Source organism: Stutzerimonas sp. 21-1, assembly GCF_056336065.1.
In genome coordinates this window covers 3636096-3662779 of the sequence record NZ_CM150500.1, presented here as the reverse complement: position 1 = coordinate 3662779, position 26684 = coordinate 3636096, and the positions used below count along the sequence as shown (strand labels likewise).

24 protein-coding genes and 1 pseudogene are annotated in these 26684 nt (G+C 66.8%); 15 read left to right on the top strand and 10 right to left on the bottom strand.

Features of this window, described 5'->3' with window-relative positions; translation table 11 throughout:
* Window positions 1–223: 223 nt before the first annotated feature.
* From AC0ZJQ_RS17540 to AC0ZJQ_RS17530, 3 genes and pseudogenes are all read left to right on the top strand, one after another.
* Window positions 224–1864, top strand: a complete 1641-nt coding sequence (locus AC0ZJQ_RS17540; protein ID WP_155550838.1) for a methyl-accepting chemotaxis protein — start codon at window positions 224–226, stop codon at window positions 1862–1864.
* Window positions 1865–1958: 94 nt separating this feature from the next.
* The gene (locus tag AC0ZJQ_RS17535; RefSeq protein WP_155550837.1) at window positions 1959–2633 is read left to right on the top strand and encodes a DUF1028 domain-containing protein; all 675 of its coding nucleotides are present in this window, start codon (window positions 1959–1961) and stop codon (window positions 2631–2633) included.
* Window positions 2634–2780: 147 nt separating this feature from the next.
* Window positions 2781–2933, top strand: a pseudogene (locus AC0ZJQ_RS17530) (transposase); the annotation flags it as partial.
* Between the two features lie 12 nt (window positions 2934–2945).
* On the opposite strand, the gene norR reads toward AC0ZJQ_RS17530, so the two are convergent.
* Complete coding sequence (gene norR, locus AC0ZJQ_RS17525) at window positions 2946–4466, bottom strand: nitric oxide reductase transcriptional regulator NorR (RefSeq protein ID WP_314018154.1); 1521 nt, start codon at window positions 4464–4466, stop codon at window positions 2946–2948.
* A gap of 169 nt (window positions 4467–4635) precedes the next feature.
* On the opposite strand from norR, the gene norV reads away from it, so the two are divergent.
* From norV to AC0ZJQ_RS17495, 6 genes are all read left to right on the top strand, one after another.
* Window positions 4636–6090, top strand: a complete 1455-nt coding sequence (gene norV / locus AC0ZJQ_RS17520; RefSeq protein ID WP_476477020.1) for an anaerobic nitric oxide reductase flavorubredoxin — start codon at window positions 4636–4638, stop codon at window positions 6088–6090.
* Window positions 6087–7220 carry an NADH:flavorubredoxin reductase NorW gene (norW, locus tag AC0ZJQ_RS17515; protein WP_165593800.1) on the top strand — a complete coding sequence of 378 codons (1134 nt, stop codon included), beginning with the start codon at window positions 6087–6089 and terminating at the stop codon, window positions 7218–7220. The genes norV and norW overlap by 4 nt, the downstream gene beginning before the upstream one ends.
* A 523-nt stretch (window positions 7221–7743) precedes the next feature.
* Window positions 7744–8202, top strand: a complete 459-nt coding sequence (locus tag AC0ZJQ_RS17510) for a YehS family protein (RefSeq protein ID WP_213662009.1) — start codon at window positions 7744–7746, stop codon at window positions 8200–8202.
* A 79-nt stretch (window positions 8203–8281) separates the two neighbouring features.
* Entirely contained in the window at window positions 8282–10378 is a 2097-nt protein-coding gene (gene fdhF, locus AC0ZJQ_RS17505) for a formate dehydrogenase subunit alpha (protein WP_476477019.1), read from the top strand.
* A complete protein-coding gene (locus AC0ZJQ_RS17500; protein WP_476477018.1) occupies window positions 10365–11372 on the top strand; it encodes a 4Fe-4S dicluster domain-containing protein in 1008 nt (335 codons plus the stop codon). Before fdhF ends, AC0ZJQ_RS17500 begins: the two co-directional genes overlap by 14 nt.
* A complete protein-coding gene (locus AC0ZJQ_RS17495; RefSeq protein WP_476477017.1) occupies window positions 11369–12196 on the top strand; it encodes an FAD/NAD(P)-binding protein in 828 nt (275 codons plus the stop codon). The genes AC0ZJQ_RS17500 and AC0ZJQ_RS17495 overlap by 4 nt, the downstream gene beginning before the upstream one ends.
* A gap of 6 nt (window positions 12197–12202) precedes the next feature.
* Here AC0ZJQ_RS17495 and AC0ZJQ_RS17490 read toward each other — a convergent pair whose 3' ends face one another.
* Window positions 12203–12694, bottom strand: a complete 492-nt coding sequence (locus AC0ZJQ_RS17490) for a BCAM0308 family protein (protein ID WP_476477016.1) — start codon at window positions 12692–12694, stop codon at window positions 12203–12205.
* Window positions 12695–12851: 157 nt separating this feature from the next.
* Between AC0ZJQ_RS17490 and AC0ZJQ_RS17485 the strand changes: the two genes are divergently transcribed.
* Together AC0ZJQ_RS17485 and AC0ZJQ_RS17480 are read left to right on the top strand one after the other, a co-directional pair.
* On the top strand, window positions 12852–13520 hold the full coding sequence (locus AC0ZJQ_RS17485; protein WP_476477015.1) for a phosphoribosyltransferase: 669 nt from the start codon (window positions 12852–12854) through the stop codon (window positions 13518–13520).
* Window positions 13517–14191: a dienelactone hydrolase family protein gene (locus AC0ZJQ_RS17480; protein ID WP_178099507.1), complete on the top strand. Its 675-nt coding sequence runs from the start codon at window positions 13517–13519 to the stop codon at window positions 14189–14191. The genes AC0ZJQ_RS17485 and AC0ZJQ_RS17480 overlap by 4 nt, the downstream gene beginning before the upstream one ends.
* Before the next feature lie 7 nt (window positions 14192–14198).
* Here the strand turns inward: AC0ZJQ_RS17480 and AC0ZJQ_RS17475 are convergent, their stop codons facing one another.
* The 3 genes from AC0ZJQ_RS17475 to AC0ZJQ_RS17465 all read right to left on the bottom strand — a co-directional run bounded on the left by AC0ZJQ_RS17475 (window position 14199) and on the right by AC0ZJQ_RS17465 (window position 16212).
* Window positions 14199–14588: a hypothetical protein gene (locus AC0ZJQ_RS17475; protein WP_476477014.1), complete on the bottom strand. Its 390-nt coding sequence runs from the start codon at window positions 14586–14588 to the stop codon at window positions 14199–14201.
* A 78-nt stretch (window positions 14589–14666) separates the two neighbouring features.
* The gene (locus AC0ZJQ_RS17470; RefSeq protein ID WP_476477013.1) at window positions 14667–15605 is read right to left on the bottom strand and encodes a hypothetical protein; all 939 of its coding nucleotides are present in this window, start codon (window positions 15603–15605) and stop codon (window positions 14667–14669) included.
* A gap of 25 nt (window positions 15606–15630) precedes the next feature.
* The gene (locus tag AC0ZJQ_RS17465; protein WP_102828263.1) at window positions 15631–16212 is read right to left on the bottom strand and encodes a helix-turn-helix transcriptional regulator; all 582 of its coding nucleotides are present in this window, start codon (window positions 16210–16212) and stop codon (window positions 15631–15633) included.
* Between the two features lie 319 nt (window positions 16213–16531).
* Here AC0ZJQ_RS17465 and AC0ZJQ_RS17460 point away from each other — a divergent pair, with 319 nt between their 5' ends.
* On the top strand, window positions 16532–16858 hold the full coding sequence (locus AC0ZJQ_RS17460) for a hypothetical protein (RefSeq protein WP_008569497.1): 327 nt from the start codon (window positions 16532–16534) through the stop codon (window positions 16856–16858).
* Between the two features lie 50 nt (window positions 16859–16908).
* Here AC0ZJQ_RS17460 and AC0ZJQ_RS17455 read toward each other — a convergent pair whose 3' ends face one another.
* From AC0ZJQ_RS17455 to AC0ZJQ_RS17440, 4 genes are all read right to left on the bottom strand, one after another.
* The gene (locus AC0ZJQ_RS17455) at window positions 16909–17313 is read right to left on the bottom strand and encodes a phosphate ABC transporter substrate-binding protein (protein ID WP_476477012.1); all 405 of its coding nucleotides are present in this window, start codon (window positions 17311–17313) and stop codon (window positions 16909–16911) included.
* 11 nt (window positions 17314–17324) lie between these two features.
* Window positions 17325–18494 (bottom strand): hypothetical protein, encoded by a 1170-nt coding sequence (locus tag AC0ZJQ_RS17450; RefSeq protein WP_476477011.1) that lies wholly within the window; start codon window positions 18492–18494, stop codon window positions 17325–17327.
* 16 nt (window positions 18495–18510) lie between these two features.
* A complete protein-coding gene (locus tag AC0ZJQ_RS17445) occupies window positions 18511–20133 on the bottom strand; it encodes a methyl-accepting chemotaxis protein (protein WP_476477010.1) in 1623 nt (540 codons plus the stop codon).
* Between the two features lie 198 nt (window positions 20134–20331).
* Window positions 20332–22512 carry a malate synthase G gene (locus AC0ZJQ_RS17440; protein WP_102827968.1) on the bottom strand — a complete coding sequence of 727 codons (2181 nt, stop codon included), beginning with the start codon at window positions 22510–22512 and terminating at the stop codon, window positions 20332–20334.
* A 226-nt stretch (window positions 22513–22738) separates the two neighbouring features.
* On the opposite strand from AC0ZJQ_RS17440, the gene AC0ZJQ_RS17435 reads away from it, so the two are divergent.
* The gene (locus tag AC0ZJQ_RS17435; protein ID WP_167134295.1) at window positions 22739–23257 is read left to right on the top strand and encodes a glycine cleavage system transcriptional repressor; all 519 of its coding nucleotides are present in this window, start codon (window positions 22739–22741) and stop codon (window positions 23255–23257) included.
* Window positions 23258–23272: 15 nt separating this feature from the next.
* On the opposite strand, the gene rarD is transcribed toward AC0ZJQ_RS17435, so the two are convergent.
* Complete coding sequence (rarD, locus tag AC0ZJQ_RS17430) at window positions 23273–24166, bottom strand: EamA family transporter RarD (RefSeq protein ID WP_054094015.1); 894 nt, start codon at window positions 24164–24166, stop codon at window positions 23273–23275.
* Between the two features lie 165 nt (window positions 24167–24331).
* On the opposite strand from rarD, the gene AC0ZJQ_RS17425 reads away from it, so the two are divergent.
* Complete coding sequence (locus AC0ZJQ_RS17425; RefSeq protein WP_458988885.1) at window positions 24332–25099, top strand: SDR family oxidoreductase; 768 nt, start codon at window positions 24332–24334, stop codon at window positions 25097–25099.
* On the top strand, window positions 25096–26679 hold the full coding sequence (gene treF, locus AC0ZJQ_RS17420) for an alpha,alpha-trehalase TreF (protein WP_476477009.1): 1584 nt from the start codon (window positions 25096–25098) through the stop codon (window positions 26677–26679). The genes AC0ZJQ_RS17425 and treF overlap by 4 nt, the downstream gene beginning before the upstream one ends.
* The last annotated feature ends 5 nt before the right edge of the window (window positions 26680–26684 follow it).

Here is a 26684-nt window from a genome sequence, read left to right as displayed (position 1 = left end):
CGTAACCTGTACAAGCGGTTGCAGGCGTAACGACTTCTTCCCTTCTCTTCACGGCCAGGTTGGCGGATCAGCCGCTATTCAGCTTCATTCATACCTCCACGGCGCGCAGAAAAACTTGTACAAAGTGATGGCAAGATGACAGTATCTTGTACAGGTTTTTTCAGGCCACCGAGCTTCTTTCGGTTGGCGGAACGATTGAAGTAGCTAACAGGGGAAACAGCGAATGAACAGGCAGATGTCGGTATCCATGCGTCTGGGCTTGGGGTTCTGCGTGATCCTGACGCTGATGGTCGCGGTAGCGGTCCTCAGTGCGATGAAGGTCGGCATCATCGACCGCAGCATGAACCAGATCGGCACCCAGGCAGGCCTGAAGCAGCGCTACGCGATCAACTTCCGCGGCAGCGTGCATGACCGGGCGATCGCCGTGCGCGATGCCGTCAGCGCCGCCGATCCGGTATTCGCGCGCAGCCAGGTCGCCGAAATCGCGCGGCTGGCGCAGCTGTATGCCGACTCGGCAGCGCCAATGAAGGCGATGCTCGCGCAGCCCGCGGCCGACGCCGTGGAGAAGCAGTTGATGGCGCAGATCGAAGCCATCGAGGCGAAAACCAACGCGCTGACGCAACAGGTGGTCGAGCTGCGCTTCGCCGAAGGCTCGGAGCGCGCCCATGCCTTCCTGCTGGATAACGTCGCCGGCGCTTACACCGAGTGGCTGCGCCTGATCAACGCGTTCATCGACCACCAGGAAGCGAGCATCAACCAGGACGTGACCATCGTGCGCGACACCGCCAGCGGCTTCCTCGCGCTGATCGTCGCGGTGACCGGGGTCGCCGTACTGCTCGGTGCGGCCATCGCCCTGGTGATTATTCGCAAGCTGCGCTCGACGCTTGGCGCCGAGCCGGACGAAGTGGCCCGCGTGATCAACAACCTGGCCAGTGGCGACCTCGGGCAGGTGATCGTCACGCCGTTCCCCAACAGTGTCATGGGCGCGACGGCGAAGATGGCCACCCAGCTGATGGCGATCATCGCCGAGGTGCGCGCCGCGGCAAGTGGCGTCGGTAGCGCGTCGGGCGAATTGCTCAGTTCGTCGGCGAGCAGCAACCAGCAGATCCAGCATCAGTCTGCCGAGGCCGAGCAGGTGGCCACGGCGATCAACCAGATGGCCGCGACGGTGAACGAGGTCGCGAACTTCGCTGCCCAGGCGGCGGCCGCGGCGAAGAGCGCGGACGAGCAGGTCGAGACCGGCACGCGCATCGTCGGCGAGACGGCGGCGTCGATCCACAACCTCGCCAAGGTGCTGGAAACCGCCACCGATACGGTCAACCAGCTCTCGGTGGAGAGCGGCGATATCGAGAAGATTCTGCAGGTCATCACCGCCATCGCCGAGCAGACCAACCTGCTGGCGCTCAACGCGGCGATCGAGGCGGCGCGCGCCGGCGAGCACGGTCGCGGCTTTGCCGTGGTCGCCGACGAGGTGCGTTCGCTGGCCAATCGTACGCAGCAGTCGTCCAGCGAAATCAGCGCCATGATTGCCTCGCTGCAAGCCGGCGCGGGCAAGGCGGTGGAGGTGATGCAGTCGAGCCGACAGCTGGCGCAGCAGACCGTCGAGCAGACGCTGCACGCGGAAAGCGCGCTGGCCAAGATTCGCCAGGAGGTCGGCTCGATCAACGAGATGAACGCGCAGATCGCCACCGCAGCTGAGGAGCAGAGCGCCGTGGCGGAGGAGGTCAACCAGAGCGTGACACGCATCCATGACTCGACCGTCGCCAGCTCGGCCGCGTCGAACCAGGTCGCTTCCTCCAGCGCAGACCTGACCCAACTCGCGCAGGAGCTCAATCGCAAGGTCGGCTATTTTCGCGCGGCCTGAGCGGGCGGGTCGAAGGCTGCGCTGATTCGTGCGGAGGTTGGAACGAAGCGCAGCGAGTTGCCTTCAAAGGTTCATCCCTCCCGGAATCGAGCCCATGACGTTTTCGATCATCGCCCGCTGCCCGCGCACCGGCCAGTTCGGGGTCGCCGCGGCCACCGCCATGCCCGCGGTCGGCAAGCTGCTCAGCCACGCCGCGGCGCGCGTCGGCGCGGTGGCGACGCAGGCGCAGATCAACCCCTACCTCGGCATCGACGGCCTGCGTCTGTTGCGCGAGGGCTGCACCGCTAGCGAGGTGATCGAGCGGCTCCGGGAGACCGATCCGTGCATGGAGCTGCGCCAGTGTGCGGTGATCGACCGGCACGGCGAGGTGGCCTGCTGGACCGGCGCGAAGTGCCCGCCCTGGGCTGGGGCCATCGCTGCGGAACAGTTCTGCGTGCAGGGCAATCGGCTGGCCGGGCGCGCGGTGCTGGAGGCGGCGGCCGAGGCCTATCGCCGCGCCAGCGCCCGCCCGTTGGTGGAGCGCCTGATGGAAGCGCTCGCGGCGGGCGACGCCGGTGGTGGTGACCGCTGCGGCGAGTCCTCGGCGACCGTCTATGTGGTGGATCAGGAAGAATATCCGCTGTGGGATATCCGCGTTGATCATCACCGCGAACCGCTGGCGGAGCTGCGCCGGCTGCATCAGGTGTTTGCCCGCGAGGTGGTGCCGGAAATCCTCGCCATGCCGACGCGGGCGAACCCGGCGGGCAAGGCTGCCGAGGAGTCGATCTGACGCGCCCGGCAGCTATCGGCGCTAGCACCGCGGTGAGCAAAAAGGGGGCAGATTTATTTTCCAGACGTGTTCGTCACGCGCGCTACAAACCGCTTCGCGCGTCTCCGATAACCTGATGCCATTTTCCACGGAATGGAGAACGCCCCTATGCCTGGGATGGGCCGCCTTGTTTTGCCGAACTACCCGCACCGTGTCGTCCAGCGAGGTCACAACCGCTAGGTCGTATTCGCCGCTGACGAAGATTGCCAGCGCTACCTGGCTGATCTGCGTGAGCTGAAGGATTCCTTTGGCGTTAAGGTCTGCGTGTCCGGCCTACTTGATGCCCAGGCGCCTTGCCAGGCGATGCAGATTGCCGGTGTCGAGTTGCAGCTCGCGGGCGGTAGCCGACCAGTTGCCGTTGAAGCTCTCCAGCGTCTGGCGAATCAGGCGCCCCTGGAATTCGTCGAGTGCCTCGCGCAAACCAACGCCGGACAGGCCGGCGGGTGCCGGTGGCAGCTGGCTGACGGTGGCAGTCGGCCCTTCCAGGCAGAAATAGGATGGTTTGAGCAGCACCTCTCCCGTGCCCTGTTCGGCCCGCGCCAGTACCGCGGCGCGGTGGATGGCATGCTCCAGTTCGCGCACGTTGCCAGGCCAGGGGTAGCGCTGCAGCAACGTCAGCGCGGCCTTGCTTAGCGCCAGTCCGCCGAGGCCCAGCTGGCTGCGGCATCGTTCGCAGAAGAAACCGCTGAGCAAGGCGATGTCTTCCTGCCGCTCGCGCAGTGCCGGCACCCTGATCGGGAACACGCTGAGGCGGTGGTAGAGGTCGGCACGAAACTCCCCGGCCAGCACCGCGCTTTTCAAGTCACGGTTGGTGGCGGCGAGGATGCGCACGTTGACCTTGAGGCTGCGGTCGTCGCCGATGCGCTGCAGGTCGCCGTACTGCAGCACGCGCAGCAGCTTGGCCTGCAGGGTCAGCGACAGCTCGCCGATCTCGTCGAGAAACAGCGTGCCCTTGTCGGCCATCTCGAACTTGCCGGCGCGGTGGTGTATGGCGCCGGTGAAGGCGCCCTTGACGTGGCCGAACAGCTCGCTTTCGGCCACCGACTCGGGCAGTGCGGCGCAGTTAAGGTAGACCAGCGGATGGCCGGCGCGAGGCGAGGCGAGGTGGATGGCCTTGGCCACCAGCTCCTTGCCGACCCCGGTCTCGCCGGTGATCAGCACGTTCAGATCGGAACCGGCGACCACGCCGATCTCCCTCTTCAGCTGCAACATGCTGGTCGACAGCCCGACGATCTCGTCGGCGCCGGGCTTGTTTGCCGGTGCGTTACTGATGGGCGCCACAGTCTGCTGTTCCAGACGCTCGACCAGCAGCGCATTACTCAGCGCCGCCGAGGCTAGCGCGCCGATCAGGCGCAGCTCCTCGTCGTTGAAGTGATCGAACTGGGCGGGGTCGTAACCGTCGATGGTCAGCGCGCCGATCAGCGTCTGGTTGGCGAACAGCGGCAGGCCGATGCAGGCATGCACCTTGAGCTGCTCGCGGCTCGGCAGGATCAGGTTGTCATAGGGGTCGGGCAACTGGCTGTCGGCAGGAAAGCGCACCACGTCACCGGCGCGGGCGATGGCCTCCAGGCGTGGGTGCTCGCCGAGGCGGAAGCGCCTCCCGAGCACGTCGGGGGCCAGCCCGTCGATCGCCAGCGGGCGGAACATCTGCCCCTCGTAGCGCAGCAGGGCCAGCGCGTTGCACAGCAGCAACTGACGCAGGCTGTTGATCAGTTGCTGGAAACGGTCCTGGTTGGAGATGCCCCACTGCAGGTCGAGTGCGATGCGGGCCAGGCTGTCCATCGAAAGCGCCATCCTGTGTCCTTTTGACTCATATATGTCGATCGGACAATACAGAGGCTTTGTCATTTGGACAAAACGTAATAATAAAAAACTATATATATCAACTAGTTAAGTTATGGCACGGCACCTGCAATAGAGGCGGGCAGGCTTCTTATCCACCTCTGCAAGGGTAATGCTCCGCATGACAATTCTGCTCAAGAACAACATTCACTGGGTCGGTCAACGCGATTGGGAAGTCCGTGACTTTCACGGCACCGAATACAAGACCCTCAAGGGCACCAGCTACAACAGTTATCTGATCCGCGAGGAGAAGACCGTACTGATCGACACCGTCGATCATCGCTTCAGCCGCGAGTTCATCCTCAACCTGGCCAGCCAGATCGACCTGTCGAGCATCGACTACATCGTTATCAACCATGCCGAAGAGGATCACGCCGGCGCGCTGTCCGAGCTGATGGCGCACATCCCGGGCACACCGATCTACTGCACCGCCAACGCCATCGATTCGATCACCGGCCATCACCACCAGCCGCACTGGAATTTCATCCCGGTGAAGACCGGCGACAGCCTGGACATCGGCAATGGCAAGCAACTGGTGTTCATCGAAACGCCGATGCTGCACTGGCCCGACAGCATGATGACCTATCTCAGCGGCGACGCCGTGTTGTTCAGCAACGACGCCTTCGGCCAACACTATTGCGACGAGCACCTGTTCAACGACGAGGTGGATCAGCAGGAGCTGCTGGAGCAGTGCCTGCGTTACTACGCCAACATCCTCACGCCCTTCAGCCCGCTGGTCACCGCCAAGATCAACGAGGTGCTCGGCTTCAATCTGCCGCTGTCGATGATCGCCACCGCTCACGGCGTGGTCTGGCGCACCGATCCGGCACAGATCATCGGCAAGTATCTGGAGTGGGCCGATCACTATCAGGAGAACCGCATCACCCTGTTCTACGACAGCATGTCGAACAACACCCGGATGATGGCCGACGCTCTGGCCCAAGGCATCCACGAGGCCGATCCGAGCGTGGCGGTGAAGATCTTCAACGTCGCCCGCCACGACAAGAACGAGATCCTCACCCAGGTGTTCCGCTCCAAGGCCATCCTGGTCGGATCCTCGACCATGAATAACGTGATGATGCCGAAGATCGCCGGCATGCTGGAGGAGATCACCGGCCTGCGCTTTCGCAACAAGAAGGCGGCCGCCTTCGGCAGCTACGGTTGGAACGGCGGCGCCGTAGACCGTATCCAGACCCGCCTGATGGATGCCGGCTTCAGCACCTCGCTATCGCTCAAGAGCAAATGGCGCCCCGACGGCAGCGCCCTGGAAGCCTGCCGCGCGCATGGCCGGCAACTGGCGCGCGAATGGGCTTTGAACACACCGCCAGGCATCAGCCCGAGCGCCACGCCCGTCACGCCCGAAGCGGCGATCCAGCCGTCCGTCGTGCGTTCGGGCGACGCCGGCCCGGCCATGCAGTGCGGCGTCTGCCAGTGGGTTTACCAACCTGAACTCGGCGAACCAATCCAAGGCGTCGCTGCCGGTACCCCCTGGAGCGAGGTGCCGGACAATTTCCTCTGCCCCGAATGCAGCCTGGGCAAGGATGTCTTCGACGTGCTGCGGGAGAAAGCTGCATGAGCCGCGAAATCCTCATCATCGGCTCGGGGTTCGCCGCCTGCCAACTGGTCAAGAGCCTGCGCAAACTGGACGTGGAGGTGCCCATCCGCATGCTCACCGCCGACAGCGGCGACGAGTACAACAAGCCGGACATCAGCCATGTGTTCAGCCAGGGCCGCAGCAGCGCGGAACTGACCCGTCTGAGCGCCGCACGCTTCGCCGAGCAGTACCAGGTGACCGTGCAGCCCTTCACCCGGGTCGAGTCGATCGACCCGCAGACGCGCCGCGTGCATACCGCCGACGCCAGCTATGCCTACGCCCAGCTGGTGCTCGCCACCGGCGCCAATGCCGTGGTGCCGCCCGTGCCGGGTCATGAGCTGCTGCTGACGCTCAACAGCCAGGGCGAGTACCAGGCTGCCGAGGCGCAGCTGCGTGACGCCCGTCGCGTGCTGGTGCTGGGCGCCGGGCTGATCGGCAGCGAGCTGGCGATGGACCTGCACAGCAGCGGCAAGCAGGTGGTGCTGGTCGACCAGGCCAGCAGCGTCCTGGCATCGCTGATGCCGGCGACCGTTAGCGCGCGGCTGCAGGCCTGCCTGGTCGGCAGCGGTGTTCAGCTGCGCCTGGGCAGCGGCCTGCAGCGCCTCGAGCGAAGCGGCGACGGCATTCGCGCCTATCTGAACGACGGTCATGTGGTTGACTGCGACAGTGCGATCGCCGCCATCGGCCTGCGCCCCAACGTGGATCTGGCGCGCCGCAGCGGGCTAGCAGTGGGCCGCGGCATTCAGGTCGACTGCCTCCTGCGCAGCAGCGTCGAGCATATCCATGCCTTGGGCGACTGCGCCGAGATCGACGGCCGCGTGCTGCCGTTCCTGCAGCCGACGCAACTGGCAGCCAGTGCCCTTGCCAGGAAGTTGCTCGGTCAACCACAGGCGCTGCAGCTGCCGCCCATGCTGATCCGCGTGAAGACCCCGCGCCTGCCGCTGCAACTGGCCGGCGAGACCACCGGCGACCACCTCGACTGGCAGCTCAGTTTCGACGAACTGGGCATGCTTGCCCGCGCCTTCGATGCGCAAGCGCAACTGCGCGGTTTCGTGGTCAGCGAAGGGCGCCTGCAGGATGCGTTCGCCCTGCTGCGCCAGTTGCCTGGCTGAGGCGCGGCCCGGCTGGCTGCACGATCCAAAGTTTTCTCCTGTGTTGTTGTGGTGCTCCTTTTGGCAGGCTCTTTGAGCCTGCTTTTTTTTTATTTCAGCTCGACAAATGCCGTGGGTTTCACCCGTGCTAGGTCCCGATTTGAATATGGCTTTGCAGGGCGGGTGAAACCCGCGCGGTGACTTCACTGCTGTGCGAAATCCAGCAGCCCTGCCGTGAGGCAAAGACGACTGGTTGCCCACCAGCCCCAGCGCCAGGACGTCCTCTGGAATGTAGGCCGTGGTGTTCGGGCAGGGCTTCGCGGATGGCTCCGATCACGTAGTCGGGCAGCGAGGGGGATATCGCAGGTCCTGGCCGGTGGCCCCGGCAGAGGTGAAACGGGAAGGCGCGCAGTTAAGCGAGCGGTCCGCGGGCTGTCATTGCGCGGCGGGTCGGGCGAATTCCTGAAACGCACGGCTATTCTTTTTATACTCCCCGGCCTTTGCGGGCTGCCGCGCTCGCCATTCAACCAACAAGGGATTTTTCATGGTCAATAACGATGTGCTGCGCAGCCTGCGTTACATCCTCAACGTGAGCGACGCGAAGATGGCCGAGATCCTTCGCCTGACCGGCTGCGAGGTGGGCGAGGCCGACATGGCCGCCTTCCTCAAGCCGGAGGACGATGCGGGCTTCCGGCCTTGCGGCGATCGGCTGATGGCGCACTTCCTCGATGGCCTGGTGATCTTCAAGCGCGGCCGTGACGAGAGCCGGCCGATTCCACCCATCGAGCAGCCGGTGACCAACAACATGATCCTGAAGAAGCTGCGTGTGGCCTTCGAGCTGAAGGAGGAAGACCTGCACGCCATCCTCGACGCCGCCGGTTTCCCGGTTTCCAAGCCGGAACTGAGCGCGCTGTTCCGCAAGGCCGGGCACCATAACTACCGGGCCTGCGGCGACCAGCTGCTGCGCAACTTCCTCAAGGGGCTGGCGCAGCGCGAGGCCTGATCCCGCGCCCGCTGACCGCCGATGACGGGCGCGGTCGGCTGACCTATGCTGAATGCTGAACGACTCATCGGGCACCGTCATGCAGACCATCGCGAGCATCTGCACCTTCTGCGGCGTCGGCTGCGGGCTCGGCCTGCGCGTCGAGGACGGCCGCGTGGTGGGCGTCGAGCCGCAGCCGGGGCATCCGGTGAGCGCCGGGCAGCTGTGTGCCAAGGGTTGGGCCAGCGGTTTTGCCATCGATACCGGCAACCGCCTGCGCACGCCGCTGATCAAGGAGCGCGGGCAGTTTCGCGAAGCCAGTTGGGACGAGGCGCTGGCGCTGGTGGCCAGCGAATTCCGCGCTGCGCTGGAGACCAGCGGGCCGGCCGGCGTCGGCGTGATCAGCTGCGCCCACGCCACCAACGAGGATAACTACGCGGCGCAGAAATTCGCCCGCGCGGTGCTCGGCACGGCCAACATCGACCACTGCGCGCGCATCTGTCACAGCCCGTCGGTAGCCGGTCTTAGCCGCAGCCTCGGCTCCGGGGCGATGACCAATTCCATCGCCGATATCGACGAGGCTGACTTGATCCTGGTGATCGGCGCCGACGTCAGCGAGAACCACGCGATGATCGGCGCGCGCATGCTGCGGGCCCAGGCGCGTGGCGCCCAACTGATCGTCGTCGACCCGCGACGCACCCGCCTGGCGCGGCTGGCCGACCAGCACGTGCAGCTGCGCGTGGGCAGCAACATCGCGCTGCTCAACGGGTTGCTGCACATCATCTTCGCCAACGGCTGGGAGGACCGCGACTTCCTCGCCTGCCGCTGCGATAACGAGGCGGCGCTGCGTGCCCATGTGCGCAAGCTGACCCCGGAGATCACCAGCGCGCAGACCGGCGTGCCGGTGCTGGCGCTGATCGAGCTGGCGCGCGCCTACAGTCAGGCGCGGCGCGCCTTCATCGCCTACGGCATGGGCATCACCCAGTTCCAGAGCGGCACCCACAACGTCATCGCGGTGGCCAACCTGGCGCTGGTCTGCGGCCAGCTCGGCCGGCCGGGTACCGGGGTCAACCCGCTGCGCGGGCAGAACAATGTGCAGGGCGCCTGCGACATGGGCTGCCTGCCGGACGTTTACCCCGGCTACCAGCAGGTCAGTGACGCTGCGGTGCGCGAGAAATTCGCCCGCGCCTGGGGCGTGGCGCAGCCGCCAGCGCCGGGGCTGACCTCGCTGGGCATGAGCGAGGCGGCGCTGCGCGGCGAGTTCCGTGCGCTGATGGTGCTCGGCGAGGAGCTGGTGGTCACCGATCCTGACCAGCACAAGCTGGCCCGCGCGCTGGCTGCGCTGGACTTCCTGGTGGTGGTCGAGCTGACCCTGAGCGAGACCGCGCGCTTCGCCGACGTGGTGCTGCCGGCTGCTTCCTTTGCCGAGAAGGACGGCACCTTCAGCAACTGCGAGCGACGCATGCAGCTGCTGCACAAGGCCGTCGAGCCACCCGGGCAGGCGCGCGCGGACTGGCAGATCCTCGCCGCGCTGGCCGAGCGCATGGGCTACCAAGGCATGCGCTGGGCCAACTCTGAGGAGGTGTTCGCTGAGATGGCCGCGCTGTCGCCGCTGTTCAGTGCCATCAGCCACGCGCGGCTGGCACAGGCCGGTGGGCTGCAATGGCCATGCGACGAGGCGCACCCGGCCGGCACGGCGATCCTCCATCGGCACTGTTTCCCGCGTGGCCGCGCGCAGCTGATTCCGGTGTCACAGGTCGAGCCGGATGAATGCCCGGACGCCGACTACCCGTTCTGCTTCACCACCCAGCGCCTGCATTTTCACTACGGCGGCGGGGCGATGACGCGCAAGTCGCCGCTGCTCGAACGGGAGATTCCCGCCGGCCTGCTGTTCATCCATCCGCAGGACGCCGCGCGGCTGGGCCTGGGCGAGGCGCAGGGGGTGCGCGTGGCGTCGCGCCGCGGCCAGCTGGAAACCCGCGCACACCTCACCGACGACGTGCCGCGGGGCACCGTCGCCATGCCCTATCACTTCCGCGAGGCGCCCTGTAACCGCCTGACCAGCAGCGCGCAGGACCCGATCAGCCATATGCCGGAACTCAAGGCCTGCGCCGTGGCGCTGACGCCGTTGCCGCCCGGCCAGGCGCCGCGCAGCGAGCTGGAACGTCCGCAGGAGGCCGAGCATGCAGGCCTATGAGCTGGATCGTCCCGAGCGCCTGCGTGTCCATCTGGCGTGCACGCGACAGCTGTACCAACCGCTGGCGGACGGGCAGGGCACGCTGCGCTGGCAACGGCTGAACGCTGACGACGAGCGACCCTTCGTGATGCCGGCCGAGCCGCCGGTGTTCTCGGCCAAGGCGTTCTTCTTCGCCGAGCGCGAGGCGCTGTTTCGCTACGAGAACGGCCAGTTCATCCCGCTGCCGCCGGCGGTGCGCCCGCAGGTGCTGTTCGGCCTGGCCGCCTGCGATCTGACGGCGGTGGCCTACCAGGACCGCTTCTTCGCAAGCGACCCGCATTACCAGGCGCGCCGTGCCGCGACCCTGCTGGTCGGTGTCGATTGCGCGCACAGCTGCCGGCACGGCTTCTGCGCGATGATGGACAGCGGCCCGGAGGTGCGGCCACACACCGCCGATCTGATCCTCTGTCCGCTGCAGCAGCGCTGGCTGCTGCTGGTCGCCTCCGAGCGCGGCGAGCAGGCGCTGGCCGGGTTGGCGCTTACGCCCGCGCCGGCGGACTGGGCACAGCGGCGCGACGTGCAGGCGCTGCAGGTGGCCGTCGAGCAGGGCGAACAGGCCGAGATCGCCCTCGGCTGCGCGGCGCTCAACGGCGAAACCGTCGACAGCCAGACCTGGGAAGCACTGGGCCTGCGCTGTCTGGGCTGCTCCGGCTGCACCTCGGTGTGCCCGACCTGTTCCTGCTTCGCGCCGCTGCAGCAGCCAAGCGGGGGTGGCGTGGTGCAGGAGCGGGTGTGGGATTCCTGCCTATACCAGGGCTTCCAGAAGGAGGCCAGCGGGCACAACCCCAGCGCCACACCGGGCCAGCGCGTGCAGCGTTTCTGGTACCACAAGTTCGGCGACGACTTCCGCCAGCGCTTCGGCCGCGACGGCTGCGTCGGTTGCGGGCGCTGCGATGCGGTGTGCCCCGGCGGCATCGGCGTGCACCAGGTGATGAAGAGGATCGGCCAGCCATGATCGACCTGACGCCACGGCCCATGCGCCTGCTGGAGTACTACGACGATGGCGAGGCGGCGCGGCACTTCAGCTTCGGCATCGAGCCGCTGGCCGATGAGCCGGTGGTGCAACCCGGGCAGTTCTTCATGCTCACCGTGCCCGGCGTCGGCGAGGCGGCCTTCACCTATGTCAGCCCGCCGGATGCCGATGGCCGCTTCCGCGCGCTGATCCGCCAGACCGGCACACTTACCGCGGCGCTGTTCGCCCTCGCACCGGGCGCCGCGCTCGGCTATCGCGGACCGTTCGGCCGCGGCTGGCCGCTGCCCGAGCCCGGCGAGCGCCTGCTGCTGGTGGCCGGCGGCTGCGGACTGGCGCCGCTGGCCGGGCTGATCGACGCCGCCGATGGCGAGCTGCAGCTGATCTACGCTGCGCGCAACCGCGCCTATCAGGTGCTGGCGCGCGAACGGGCGCGCTGGCGTGGGCGGCTGAGGCTGGTCGAGACGCTGGACCAGGGCGATGACGGCCTGCCCCAAGGCAGCCCACTGGAGGCGCTGGCGTGGGCGCTGGATGAGGCCCAGGTGCCGACCAAGGTGCTCTGCTGCGGGCCGGAGCCGCTGATGCTGGCGGTGGCGCGCCGCTGTATCGACCAGGGCCTGGCGGCGAGCCGGATCTGGTTGTCGCTGGAGCGGCGCATGCATTGCGGGGTGGGGCTGTGCGGGCACTGCTACATCGGTAGCAGCTATGCCTGCCTCGACGGGCCGACCTATCGCTACGATGAGTACCTGCGGCTGCTGGCGGCCAGCGGCCAGGCCGCGGCGACCTGCCTGCCGCCGCAGCCCTGCTGAGGGCGCTCAGCCGCGCTGCCAGTGGATGTCGACGTAGTACTCCTCGTGGTTGTAGTGGATCTGCAGTTCGCCGTCGTAGGCCGCCTCCAGCGCGTGGCCGATGCGCTGAGCCAGGTGCAGGCCGGTGGTGGTCACATCCAGGCCGTCGGCGCTGTCGCTGATGGCGATCAGCCGTTCCAGCGGATGCTCGCTCTTCTCCAGCTCCTCGGTGTTGCGGACCAGCCCGCACAGCTCATCGGCATGCTGCTTGACGAAGGCTCCGCGCAGGCTGACCGTGCCGGCCGGCACGTTTTCGGCGACGCGCTGGCAGGCCGGACAGGTGGCCTCTTCCGCGTTGCTCGCGTCGACCAGACCGTGCCAGGTCCAGCGCCCGGCCTGGTACGCCGCGCCGCACTGGGGGCATAGCGTGTCGCTGCGCTGGTGCCAGGGTCTGAGGTAGGGATCGTGGTGTTCGGGTTTGAGCAGCTTGTCGCTGATGCTTTGACGATGCTTGTCCATGGCGAAGTCTCACCGCGGTGTGAAAGGGCTCTTTCAGCGTAGTCCAGCGGCGCCATCGTGCAGCTCGTCCGTGGCAGATCGCAGGGGCTGCGGATTTGCCGACAGCCGTGCATTCCTGAGCCAGACTGAAGAGGTCTGTCCGCCGCGGAGGTCTCTTATGTCACCGACCATTCCCTTCCCCGATCGCGTCGAGGCCGGTCGGGCGCTGGCCGAGCAGCTGGCGCAATCCGGCGACTGGCCCGGCGCGCTGGTACTCGCCCTGCCGCGCGGCGGCGTGCCGGTGGCCTTCGAGGTTGCCGAACGGCTCGGCCTGGAGCTGGACATTCTCGTCGTGCGCAAGCTCGGCGCACCGGGCAATCGCGAACTGGCGATGGGCGCCATCGCCAGCGGCGGCGTGCGCGTGATGAACGAGGACATCGTGCGCTACACCCAGGCCTCGCAGGCCGAGATCGACGGCACCATCGCTTGCGAAACCCACGAACTGCAGCGTCGCGAACAGGCCTATCGCGGCCAGCATCCGCGCCCGGCGGTGAACGGCCGCACGGTGATCCTGGTCGACGACGGGCTGGCAACCGGCGCGACCATGCGCGCGGCGGTACGGGCGGTGCTCGCGATGGGTGCCGGGCGCGTGGTGGTGGCGGTGCCGGTGGCGGCACCGGAGAGCGTTGCGCAGCTCGAGCCGCTGGCCGAGCAGGTGGTCTGCGTGCACCAGCCGCACGATCTCTATGCGATCGGCCGCTGGTATGTGAACTTCGACCAGACCTCGGACGCCGAGGTCGTGGAGCTGCTGCAGCGTGCCTGGAGCCGGGAAGGGCCGCGCCCATGAATACTGCTGGTGCGATACCCATGCGCTTTACCCTCGGCAAGGCACGGCTGCACGGCGAACTCTGCGTGCCGGCCAACGCCGGCGGCCTGGTGGTGTTCGTCCACGGCAGCGGCAGCAGCCGGCACAGCCCGCGCAACCAGCGTGTGGCGCGGACGTTCAACATGCGCGGGCTGGCGACGCTGCTGTTCGACCTGCTCACCGAGCACGAACAGCCGCTCGACGAACTCACCCGCCAGCTGCGTTTCGATATTCCGCTGCTCAGCCAGCGCCTGACCGGGGTGGTCGACCAGCTGCGTCAGGACGAGTCGTTGCGCGCGCTGCGCATCGGCCTGTTCGGCGCCAGCACCGGTGCGGCCGCGGCGCTGATCACCGCGGCGTCGCGCCCGGCGGACATTGCCGCGGTGGTGTCGCGCGGCGGCCGGGTCGATCTGGCCGAGCATTCGCTGGCGCAGGTCGGCGCACCGACGCTGTTCATCGTCGGCGGCCGGGACGGTGAAGTGTTGGCGCTCAACCGGGCGGCGCTCGAGTATCTGCCGGGTGTGCGTCGGCTGGAGGTGGTGGCCGGCGCGACGCACCTGTTCGACGAGCCGGGCACGCTGGATGAAGTGACCCGGCTGGCTGGCGACTGGTTCATCGAACATCTGGCGGGTGGCGCGCCGGCGCCGGGCTGACACTGCCTCAGGCGACCACTTCGCCTTCGCGCGGCGGCAGCGCGGGTGGGGTTTCGTCTTCCTTCTGTGGCCAGCGGCGTTCGAGCAACGGCTGTTCGACATCGTCGATCCACCAGTGCAGTTCGGCGCTGATCTGGCCGTCCTGTGCCACGCCGAGGCGGTTGCGCAGCGGGCACTGACGGGTGGCGCCGGCCACCAGCGCGCCGGCCTGGTCGCTGCGCGAGGTGCCGGCCCGGCTGTGCGAGCGGACCTGCAGCCGGTAGCGCACGCGCTGACCGCTACCCTGGAAGCACAGCGCCAGCTCCACGCGCTGCTCGGCGACGCCGCGCAGCTCCAGGCTGGCATCCACTGCGGGTGCCGTGGCGGCGAGCCACTGGGCGAAAATCAGGTCGAGCATCCGTTCTGCCTCCTCGAAAGGCACCGCTCGACAGCGCCGGGCGGTGCGCAGCCAATCCGTGGCGCGGCGGGCGTGGCGTCACTGCTGGACGATGGTCGCCTGGTTGCCGTTGCCGTTCTGCTGGATCAGGGCACTGTGACCAGTGTAGACGCCGGCCGCCATGCTCTGACGGATGACGGCTTCGTTGGCGCTGCCGAGCTGGCTGATCTCGGCCTGATGGTTCTCGTAGGCCTGCTCGATGCGGGCCAGGTTGTCGTCGCCGTTCTGCACCACGCTGGCGCGGTTCAGCGCATGCGACTGGCTGATCTCTACCGCGTTGCGATTGCCGCTCGTGCTGCCCTCGATGCGCGAGCCGTAGCCGGTCTGCGCCACGTCGAGGCGGTTGTCGTTGCCACGCTGGGCGAAGTCGAGTTCGTTGTGGTAACTGTCCTGGCGGATCGCCGCGCTGTTCAGCACCCCGCTCTGTTCGAGGCGCAGGCGATTGCCATCGCCTTGCTCGATGACCGCCAGGTTGGCATCGCCATCCTGCGCCACCGCCAGCGTCGAACCTTCGTAAAAGCCCTGCTGAACGACGCTCAGCAGGTTGCCGACGCCAAGCTGGCTGACCTCGGCGCTGGCGAAGCCGGTCTGCTGCACGCGGATGAGGTTGTCCTCGCCCAGGCTGCGTGCCTCCAGCACGTTGGCCCGCCCGCTCTGCTCCACCTCGATGGCATTGCCGGCGCCCTGCTGGTAGATGGCGGCCTGGTTGAAATGGCTATCCGCGACCTGTTGCACGCGGGCGTCGTTGCCTTCGCCCAGTTGCTGGATCAGCGCGCTGTTGCCTTCGCCGCTCTGCTGGAGGTCGCTGGTATTGCCGTTGCCGGACTGCAGCTGCTCGGCGCGGGCGTCTATGGCCTGGCTTTGCGTCGCGCTGACGCGGTTGGCGCTGCCGTCCTGTTCCTGACGCGCGCTGTTTTCGGCGAGCGCGGCGGTGGCGCCGAACAGCAGGAGCAGGGCGAATGACGAAGATCTGAACATGGGTGACTCCTCGGGCGACGGGCGGTCAGGCGCGGCATTCGTCCCAGTCGAGGCGGCTGCGCAGCAGGTAGGCCGCCTCGGCCCGGTTGGATGCACCGATCTTGCGCAGCAGGTTGTGGATGTGGCTCTTGATGGTGTGCGGGCTCAGGCTCAGCCGCTCGGCGATCTCCGCATTCGACAGGCCCTTGCCGGCCAGCGTGAGAATTTCCCGCTCGCGCAGGGTCAGCGTGGCCTTGCTCTCGGCCAGCCGGCGCATCCGCCGCAGCTGGCCGAGCAGGCGCTCCATCAGCAGGCGCGGCAGCCAGTCGCCGCCGGCGAGCAGCATGCCGATGCCCTTGAGCAGATGCTCGCGGGTGGCGTGGCTGTAGAACACGCCGCGTATGCCGGGATGCTTGTCGAGCAGCTCCTCGGCCTGCTGCGGAACGATGTTCACCAGTGCCAGCGGCGCCCGCTCGTCGAGCTGATCGATCAGATCGGACAGCTCCTCGGTTTGCGCCTGGCCAGCATCGACGAGGATCAGATCCGCGCGTGCCTCCGGCGCCTGTCGGAAATCGGCCAGACGGACGTTCAGTTGCGCTTGCTCGCCGAGAAAGTGGCGGAAGAACAGCCCCAGCAGTTCATTGCCGGTCAGCAGCGTGACGGTCGGCGCGTGGGCGTCCTGCGTACGATCCTCATCCATGTTCGGTACCTGGTCAGTCGAGCGGGGAATGGTGGAAAAAGTTAATAAGCGACCAGCACTCTGTGGCGAAGTTCAGTTGTGGTGCGGGAAACGGTCGCCATCGTGATGGCAATCAGTACCAAGATTGCTATCACCGGGGGCGGGCGCTTAAGCCGTCCGCCGACCGCCCGGTCGTTCCCGGCGCGATGAAACCTTGTGCGCTCGCCGTTGCCCGAACTTAGGCAACCCCCTCACAGAGGTGACGATCATGAAGCTGATTCAGATGACCGCACTGACGCTTGCCGCCCTGCTGGCCGCTGGCGTGCAGGCCGCTCCCGACAACGCCAACAGCCGCTCGGAGAACGGCCAGGAGGCGATGGAGGAAAGCGCCCACGGCGGCGATTACAGCGGCAAGGGCTTTGGCAGCGCAGCGCAGAATTCCGCCACCGGCAAGGGTGGCAGCACCGATACCCAGGGCACCGGCAACGATGGCTCCAAGGCCACGGAAATCGACCAGGGTGCCGACGGCAAGCCGCACGGCGAGCCGGGCAGCACCGGCACGGGCGGCGAAGGCGGCGCGCGCGGCGCCTATTGAGGCGGGAATGAAAAAGCCGCCCGGAGGGGCGGCTTTCGGTGTGGCCTGGATCAGGGCAGGGTGAACAGCACCTTGACCGAGCCGTTGACCGCGGCGCTGTCGACATAGCCGATGGCATCGGCTTCGGCGCCGACCTTGGCCACCACGGCGGCGTCGTCGGCGACGCTGGGCAGCGGCTGGCCCTTTCCGGTGAAGATCAGCCCGGACCAGTAGGACTTCAGCTGCGACTCGTTCTTGCTGGTCACGCCGGCGTAGAAGGCTTCCTTGACCGGATTCCAGCCGGCCTGGTCGACGCCCTTCATGGACTTGTCCTTGCCGAGGAAGATGTTGGCGACGTCTGACTGCGACGGCGTCTTGGCCACGGCGGAATTGACGATCACCGCGATCTCGGCCTGTGCCAGGGAAGCTGCGCCGAGCAGCGCGGCGGCGGTGAGGATGCGAAGGAATGCTTTCATCGGGACGCTCCTCAGAAGACGAAATCGACGCCGACGGAAACGATGTCGCCGTCGTAGTTGCGGGCCGGAGCGCCGCCGAGTGCACCACCGAAGCGGCTGTGGACTTCGTTGTCGAAGACTTCCTGCGCGTTGCGGGTGAACACGCCGTCGTAGCCGTTCTTGGTGTCGACGCGCTTGTACTCGCCCTTGACCACCACAGTCGGCGCCGCCTGGTAGTTCAGGCCCAGCGTCCAGGAACTCTGGCGACCGCCGTTGTCGTCCAGCTGCGCGTAGGTGACGTGCGGCAGGAAATCACCGAAGCGGCGACCACCCATCAGGTAGAACGAGTCGATCGCTTCCAGACCGTCGTTCTCGATCATGCGCGAGGTCCACTCGTTGTTGCTGACCCAGGTGCCGTTGTCGTACTGGTAGCCGATCGAGGTGAACTTGCCCTTTTCCTTGTCCAGCACCAGCAGCGAAAGGCTGTCGTTCGGATTGCCGGTGAGGTAGTTGTTCACGGTGCCGTTGATATCGGTGGTGATATCCGCTTCGACGTAACCGATGCGCAGCGTGCCGAACTGGTTGGTGGCCAGGCTGACGCTGGCGCCGAACAGCTTGTCGTAGTCGATATCGAACTGGTCGTCGTAGGCGTAGTAGTCGCGGTTCTTGGCCTGGCCGCCGGCGAGCTGGAAGGTCACCGAGCCGTAGGACAGCGGCACGGTGTAGACCGCGTCGAGACCTTCATAGTTGGTCACCTGCACCTGGCTGTAGACCTCGTCGGGCAGGCGCAGCCATGGGTAGCTGTAACCCACGTCGAGGCTTTCGGAATACATGTATACCGGGCTGCGCAGGCGGCCGGCGCGCAGCATCAGCTGGTCGGTGGTCTGCCAGGACAGGTAGGCCCATTCCAGATTGGCCTTCCACTCGTCCTGCTGCGCCTTGGCGGTGGCCTGTACGGTCACGCCGACCGTGTCGGTGAGGCCATAGCTCAGTTGCGCACCGAACTTGGACAGCTGATCGCCGCGCCAGGAGTCGTTGGTCTGGCCATTGATGCCGTAGCTGCGGCCGTCATCCTCACCGCCCAGGTGAGTGACGCCGACGGTCCCGAAACCGTTGAAGCGGTGTTCACCCTGTTCCAGGGCGAAGGCCGGGGTGGCGGCCAGGCAGATGGCTGCCAGACCGGCGACACGAAGTGCAGTCATGTGATGCTCCAGAAGGTTAAACGCGAAATTGGTTGGTGGCGGCGCGCAGGTGGTCTCCGGTCGTCACCAGCTGCTCGCCCAGGCGGGCGGTGGCTTCGGCGCCGTTGGCGGTTGCTTGTGCGTCCTGCTGCAACACTTGGGTTTCTTGTTGGATGGAACGCGACAGGCCGATCTGCTCCTGGGTGAACTGAGCGATGCCGGCGTTGAGTTCGTCGATCTGGTTGACCGTGCGGGCGATGGTCTGCAGCAGCTCGGTGGCCTCGACCGAGCGCTGGATGCTGGCGCGGGACTTCTCGCCATTGCTGGTCATCACGTTGAGCACGGTGTTGGCGCTGTTCTGCAGGCGCTGGATGATCTGCTGGATCTCGGCGGTGGACGCGGCGGTCTTCTGCGCCAGGTTGCGCACCTCGTCGGCGACCACGGCGAAGCCGCGGCCCTGCTCGCCGGCGCGCGCCGCTTCGATGGCAGCGTTCAGCGCCAGCAGATTGGTCTGCTCGGCGATGCTGCGGATCACGGTCAGCACCGATCCGACTTCCTGGGTTTCTTCCTCCAGCTGCTCCATCGCCTTGACCGCGCCCATCACGCTGTCGCCCAGGTCGCTGATGCCGGTCGACAGGCTGCTGACGTGCTCGCGCGCGCTGGCGGTCTGGCGCGCGGCGGCGTTGGCCTGATCGGAGGCCTGCCGCGAGCGCTGCGCCACTTCCTGGATGCTGCCGGTCATGGTGAGGATGTCGCGGGTGATCGAATCGGTGTGGTGCTGCTGCGACTTGGCGTTCTCTTCCGCGCCCTGGGTGAGCTGGTACAGCTCCTTGGAGACCTGGCCGAGCGGATTGGCCGCTTCGATGATCTGGCGAATGGTGCCCTGCAGCTTGTCGAGAAAGCCGTTGAACAGCTCGATCATCGCGCCGATCTCGTCGTTCGACTCGACGTTGACGCGCTGGCTCAGGTCGCCGTCGCCGCGGGCGATCGATTGCAGCGAGGCGATCACGCCGCGCACGTTGGCCATCACGCTGCGGATCACCAGCCAGGCGCCGAGCCCGACCAGCACCACCAGCACCAGGCTGAGGAAGATGCCCAGCCGCGTGGTGGCCGCATTGGCCTCGCGGGTCTGTGCCAGGGTCTGCTGGAAGTCGGCGTAGGCCTGCGCGCGGAAGGTGCTGCCCAGCTGCTGGGCCTGGGCCAGCTCGCTGGCCATGCGGTCGAGGCTCGGGCGCAGGTCGTCGAACGAGGCGCTGCCGTCGATCAGCTTGCTCGAGGCGGCAAGGGCGTTGTCGGCGTAGTCGCGTACCGCCTTGCGCCACTCGTCCAGCGCCTGTTGCTGGGTGCGCTGGTCGGCCAGCAGTGTGGCCAGCGACTGCTGTTGGCTGTCGATCTGCTGCAGCACCTGGCGCGCCTCGTCGAGCACACCGGGTTCGCCGGCGGCCACGGCGTTGTTCAACAGTGCCGGCACGCGGGAAAACTGGAAGATCACCGCGTCGGTCTTTTCCAGCGTCGGATAGCTGCGGGTTTCCAGCAGGGCCAGCCGCGAGTCGGTCGCCGAGAGTTGCAGCGAGGTGTAGAGGACGTACAGCACCAGCCCGAACAGCGCCACGGCGGGCACCAGTGACAATTTGGCGGTCAGCGAGAAATTCTTCAGCATGCATCGACTCCAGGGCCGGCCGTGGGTAGCCGTGGGGTAGCGGTGGTAGCCAATGGCCATTTCAATCGAAATTGTGACTGAGATACTTCATGCGGTCACGTTACGGATTGTAATCGCGGCTATGGTCTCCGACGGACGGTATCGTCAAGGCATAAAAAAACCGCCCCGAAGGGCGGTCTTTTTTGCTGCGCAGGCGGGTTACAGGCCGTTCTTGGCCTTGAACTCGCGGCGGCGGCGGTGCAGCACCGGCTCGGTGTAGCCGTTGGGCTGCTTGGTGCCTTCGAGGACCAGCTCCAGGGCGGCCTGGAAGGCCACGCTGTTGTCGAAGTCCGGCGCCATCGGGCGGTACAGCGAATCGCCTTCGTTCTGGCGGTCAACCACGGCGGCCATGCGCTTGAGGCTCTCGACCACCTGCTCCTTGGTCACCACGCCGTGGCGCATCCAGTTGGCCACGTGCTGGCTGGAAATGCGCAGGGTGGCGCGGTCTTCCATCAGCGCGATGTCGTTGATGTCCGGCACCTTGGAGCAGCCGACGCCCTGTTCGACCCAGCGGACCATGTAGCCGAGGATGCCCTGCGAGTTGTTGTCCAGCTCGTTGCGCTTCTCTTCCTCGCTCCAGTTGGTGTCTTGCGCCAGCGGCAGGGTGAGGATGTCGTCGATGGAGGCCTTCTCGCGCTTGGCCAGCTCGGCCTGACGCGCCTGCACGTCGACCTTGTGGTAGTGCATGGCGTGCAGGGTGGCGGCGGTCGGCGAGGGAACCCAGGCGGTGTTGGCGCCGGCCAGCGGGTGACCGACCTTCTGCTCGAGCATGGCCGCCATCAGGTCAGGCATGGCCCACATGCCCTTGCCGATCTGCGCCTTGCCCTGCAGACCGCAAGCCAGACCGACGTCGACGTTGTTGTTCTCGTAGGCGCTGATCCACTTTTCGGCCTTCATGGCGGCCTTGCGTACTACCGGGCCGGCTTCCATGGAGGTGTGGATTTCGTCGCCGGTGCGGTCGAGGAAGCCGGTGTTGATGAACACCACGCGCTCGCGCGCTTCCTTGATGCAGGCCTTGAGGTTGATCGTGGTACGACGCTCCTCGTCCATGATGCCGACCTTCAGGGTGTTGCGCGGCAGGCCGAGGACGTCCTCAACGCGGCCGAACAGTTCGGTGGCGAAGGCGACTTCTTCCGGGCCGTGCATCTTCGGCTTGACGATGTAGACCGAGCCGGTGCGGGTGTTCTTGCGGGTGGTGTTGCCCTTGACGTTGTGCATCGCGCACAGGCTGGTGAACAGACCGTCGAGGATGCCTTCCGGCACTTCGTTGCCGTCCTTGTCGAGGATGGCGTCGTTGGTCATCAGGTGGCCGACGTTACGCACGAACAGCAGCGAACGGCCGTGCAGGGTCAGCTCGCCGTTGCCGTCGGCCTTGGTGTAGACGCGGTCCGGGTTCATCGCGCGGGTGATGCGCTTGCCGCCCTTTTCCAGCTCCTCGACCAGGTCGCCCTTCATCAGGCCGAGCCAGTTGCGGTAGACGACGGTCTTGTCGTCGGCGTCGACGGCGGCGATGGAGTCTTCGCAGTCCATGATGGTGGTCAGCGCCGCTTCCATCAGGATGTCTTTCACGCCGGCGGCGTCGGTCCGGCCGATCGGGCTGGCCGGGTCGATCTGGATCTCGAAGTGGATGCCGTGGTTCTTCAGCAGTACGGCGACCGGCGCGCTGGCTTCGCCCTGGAAGCCCTGCAGCTGCGCCGGGTTCTTCAGGCCGGTGGTGCTGCCGTTCTTCAGCGCGACGACCAGCTTGCCGCCTTCGATGCGGTAGCCGGTGGAATCGACGTGCGAACCGTTTTCCAGCGGTGCGGCTTCATTGAGGAAGGCTCGCGCGTAGGCGATGACCTTGTTGCCGCGGATCTCGTTGTAGCCCGGGCCCTTGGTGGCGCCGCCTTCTTCGGAGATCGCGTCGGTGCCGTAGAGGGCGTCGTACAGCGAGCCCCAGCGGGCGTTGGCGGCGTTCAGCGCGAAGCGCGCATTCATGATCGGCACCACCAGCTGCGGGCCGGCCATGCTGGCGATCTCTTCGTCGACGTTCTGAGTGGTGGCCTGGAAGTCTTCGGCTTCCGGCAGCAGGTAGCCGATTTCCTGCAGGAAGGCCTTGTAGGCGACGGCATCGTGAGCCTGACCGGCGCGCGCCTGGTGCCAGGCGTCGATCTTGGCCTGCAGTTCGTCACGCTTGGCGAGCAGCGCGCGGTTCTTCGGCGCCAGGTCGTGGATGACGCGATCAGCGCCGGCCCAGAAGGCCGCGGCATCGACGCCAGTACCGGGAATCGCTTCGTTGTTCACGAAGTCGTACAGGACTTTGGCGACCTGCAGGCCACCGACTTGAACGCGCTCAGTCATTACTCGCCTCACTTGGTTCTTCTTTCAAATCTGTCGGATGCAATTTCTTGTAGTCCGGGTCGGCGGATACTACATGAAGCGCCGGGGAAAATCAGTCCGCTGAAAGTGGCGCTTTCCTGCCGCGCGGCGATGGCCGGTGGTGCCCGGCGCCGGCCGCTGCGCCGCTGCCTGCTATACCTAGAAAACGTCTTTTCATGCGAACCGCTTTGCGTCAAAGGAGCAGGCAATGGATCACCTCGTACTCACCGTCATCGCCGAGGATCAGCCCGGGCTGGTCGAGCGGCTGGCTCAGTGCATCGCCGAACATGGCGGCAACTGGCTGGAGAGCCGCATGTCGCGCATGGCCGGACAGTTCGCCGGTATCCTGCGGGTGGCGGTGCCGAGCGAAGCCCATGCCGCGCTCACCGCGGCGCTGCAGGGTTTGCAGGCGCAGGGCATTCGCGTGCTGCTGGCGCACAGCGGCAGCGAGCCGCCGACCAGCTGGCAGGAAATCGAGCTGGAGCTGGTCGGCAACGACCGTCCCGGCATCTTGCGCGACATCACCCGCCTGCTCGCTGAGCATGGCGTCAACCTGGAGAGCCTGGACACCGACGTGCTGTCGGCGCCGATGAGCGGCGAGCCGCTGTTCCGTGCCGAGGCGCGCCTGGCGGTGCCCAGCGAGCTGTCGCTGGAAGTCCTGCAAGGCCGCCTGGAAACCCTGGCCGACGACCTGATGGTGGAACTCAAGCTGCAAGCGCCGGAGTGAGCGGCGCGGTCGCGGTCAGGCCGTTGCGGTCTTGCGCATCAGCCGCCAGGTGTCGACGCTGTACACCGCCAGCCCCGCCCAGATGAAGAAGAACGCCAGCTGCTTGTCCGCCGGGAAGGGTTCGTCGAACAGCTGCACGGCGAGGATCAGCAACAGCGTCGGGGTGATGTACTGCAGAAACCCCAGCGTCGAGTAGGGCAGGTGGCGCGCGGCGGCGTTGAAGCACAGCAGCGGGATCAGCGTCACCGGCCCGGCGGCCATCAGCCAGAGCGCTTCGCGGGTGGTCCACAGCGCCGGTTCGGTGCTCGCGCCGTTGCCGAAGAAGAACAGCCAGATCAGCGCCACCGGCAGCAGCAGCCAGGTTTCCACCACCAGCCCGGGCAGCGCCGCCACCGGCGCCTGTTTGCGCAACAGCCCATAGCTGCCGAAGCTCAGCGCCAGCGCGATGGAGATCCACGGAAACTCGCCCAGCGTCAGCAGCTGCAAGGCCACGCCGGCGGCCGCCATCGCCACTGCCAGCCACTGCAGCGGACGTAGCCGCTCGCGCAGCACGATCAGCCCGAGCAGCACATTGACCAGCGGATTGATGTAGTAGCCCAGGCTGGCCGCGACCATGTGGCCGTGGTTCACCGCCCAGACGTAGATCAGCCAGTTGCTCGCGATCAGCAGGCTGGAGATCGCCAGCACGCCGATGCGCCGCGGGTGTTCGAGCAGCTCGCGCAGCCAGCCGGGGTGGCGCCAGACCAGCAGCACCAGCGTGCCGAACAGCGCCGACCAGATCGCGCGCTGGGTGACGATCTCCAGTGCGCCGAACTGTTCGATGGATTTGAAGTACAGCGGGAACATGCCCCAGATGCCGAAGGTGACGAGCCCCAGCAGATAGCCTTTACGCAGGTCGGGGGTGGTCATGAAGTCCTTCTTCGGGGCGGCGGAAAGCGCTCTATTGTGCGCTTTTGTCGCAGTCCGAGAAAGCGCAGCGGCCGCCTTGCGCGCGCCGCCTGGCGGGGCGGCGGAACATGCCGGGGCGGGGCGCGTCAGAACGGCATGGGCGAACGCCCGCAGTGGAGATCACGCATGAATTTGCATGGCAGGGTCGCAGTGGTGACCGGCAGTACCCAGGGCATCGGCCGCGGCATCGCCGTACGTCTGGCGCAGGCCGGCGCCGATGTCGTCATCAACGGTCGCGAAGACGATGCCGACGCCCGCGAAAGCGCGGCGCAGGTCCGCGCCACCGGCCGGCGTGCCAGCATCGTTGCCGCCGACGTGGCCTGCGTGGAGGAATGCCAGCGGCTGGTGCGCGAGAGCGTGGCGCAGCTCGGGCGGCTGGACATCCTGGTCAACAACGCCGGCATCCAGACGCAGGCGGGCTTTCTCGACGCCAGCCTGGAGGATTATGAACGGGTGCTGGCGGTCAACCTGCGCGGACCGTTCTTCCTCGCCCAGGCCTTCGCCCGCCACCTGCGCGAGGCCGGCCACGGCGGGCGCATCATCAACAACAGCTCGGTGCACGAGGAGCTGCCGCATCCCAACTTCGCCAGCTACTGCGCCAGCAAGGGCGGGCTGAAGATGCTCATGCGCAACCTCGCGATCGAGCTGGCGCCGCTGGGCATCACCGTCAACAACGTCGCGCCCGGCGCCATCGAGACGCCGATCAACCGCGAGCTGCTGCAGCAGCCGGACAAGCTCGCCGGCCTGCTGCAGGACATTCCCGCGCGCCGGCTCGGCCAGCCGCGCGACATTGCCGGCGCGGTGGCCTTTCTCGCCTCGGACGAGGCCGATTACATCACCGGCACGACCCTGGTGATCGACGGCGGCCTGCTATGGAACTACCACGAGCAATGACCGACATCGCCCCCGCCTTCGAGCTTGCCGGCATGGCCGACAGCCTGACCCCGGCCGAGCGCTACGAGGAGTTGTTCGTCGCGGTGCAGATGCAGCGCGTGTTCGCCGACAGCAAGACCTTCGTCGACTGCGTGCCGTGCCGCGAGCCGCAGGCGATTCTCGACGACTACCGCGCACAGCGCGATGCCGCGGACTTCGACCTCGGCGCATTCGTGCACGCCAACTTCAGCCCGTACGAGTTGCCGCCGAAGGCGTTCGTCGCCAACCCGGACGACAGTCTGGCGGCGCACATCGATCGGCTGTGGCCGATCCTGACCCGCCAGCCGCGCGAGCATCCGCCGTTCTCCTCGCTGCTGCCGTTGCCGCATCCTTACGTGGTGCCGGGCGGACGCTTCACCGAGCTGTACTACTGGGACTCGTACTTCGCCATGCTCGGCCTCGACGAGAGCGGCCACTGCGAGCTGCTGCGCTCGATGGCCGATAACTTCGCCTACCTGATCGATACCTACGGCCACGTGCCCAACGGCAATCGCAGCTACTACCTCGGCCGCTCGCAGCCGCCGGTGTTCGCGCTGATGACCGAACTGTTCGAGCAGACCGGCGTGCACCCCGCCACCGACTACCTGCCGCAGCTGCGCAAGGAATACGCCTTCTGGATGGACGGCGGCGCCGAGTTGCGTCCGGGCGAGGCGCACCGGCGCTGCGTGCGCCTGGCCGACGGCTGCCTGCTCAACCGCTACTGGGACGAACGCGACACGCCGCGCGAGGAGGCCTACCGCGAGGACGTCGAGACCGCGCGGCACTCCTCGAGTCCGGCGCATGAGGTGTACCGCCACCTGCGTGCCGCGGCCGAGTCCGGCTGGGATTTCAGCTCGCGCTGGCTGGACGATCCGTGTCGCCTGGCAAGCATCCGCACCACCTGCATCCTGCCGGTCGATCTCAATGCGCTGCTCTACCACCTTGAGCGGCAGATCGCCCGGCTCTGCGCGGTAGAGGGGCTGCGTCGCGATGCCGGGCAGTTTCACGACTATGCCGAGCGGCGGCGCACGGCGATGCAGCGCCATATGTGGAACGACGTCGGCGGCGCCTATTTCGACTACGACTGGGCGCGCCAGCGCCAGCGCGACAACCTCACCGCCGCCACGCTGATGCCGCTGTTCGTCCAGCTGGCCGACTCGCGACAGGCGGCGCGCGTGGCCGAGGTGGTGCGCACGCGGCTGCTGGCACCCGGCGGCCTGCGCACGACCGAGGTGTATGGCAGCGGCGAGCAATGGGACTGTCCCAACGGCTGGGCGCCGCTGCAGTGGATCGGCATTCGTGGCCTGCAGCACTACGGTCATCAGGCGCTGGCGCTGGAGATCGAACGGCGCTGGCTGGCAATCGTCAGCTACCTGTTCGAGCGCGAAAACAAACTGGTGGAAAAGTACGTGCTGCGGCCCTGTATCGAGGCCGCGAGCGGTGGCGAATACCAGCGTCAGGACGGCTTCGGCTGGACCAACGGCGTGACCCGCAAACTGATGCAGGAAGACCCCGAGCACCAGGCCAACCGCTGCCGCGCCGGCCGTTGTCGGCCGGACTAGCCGGC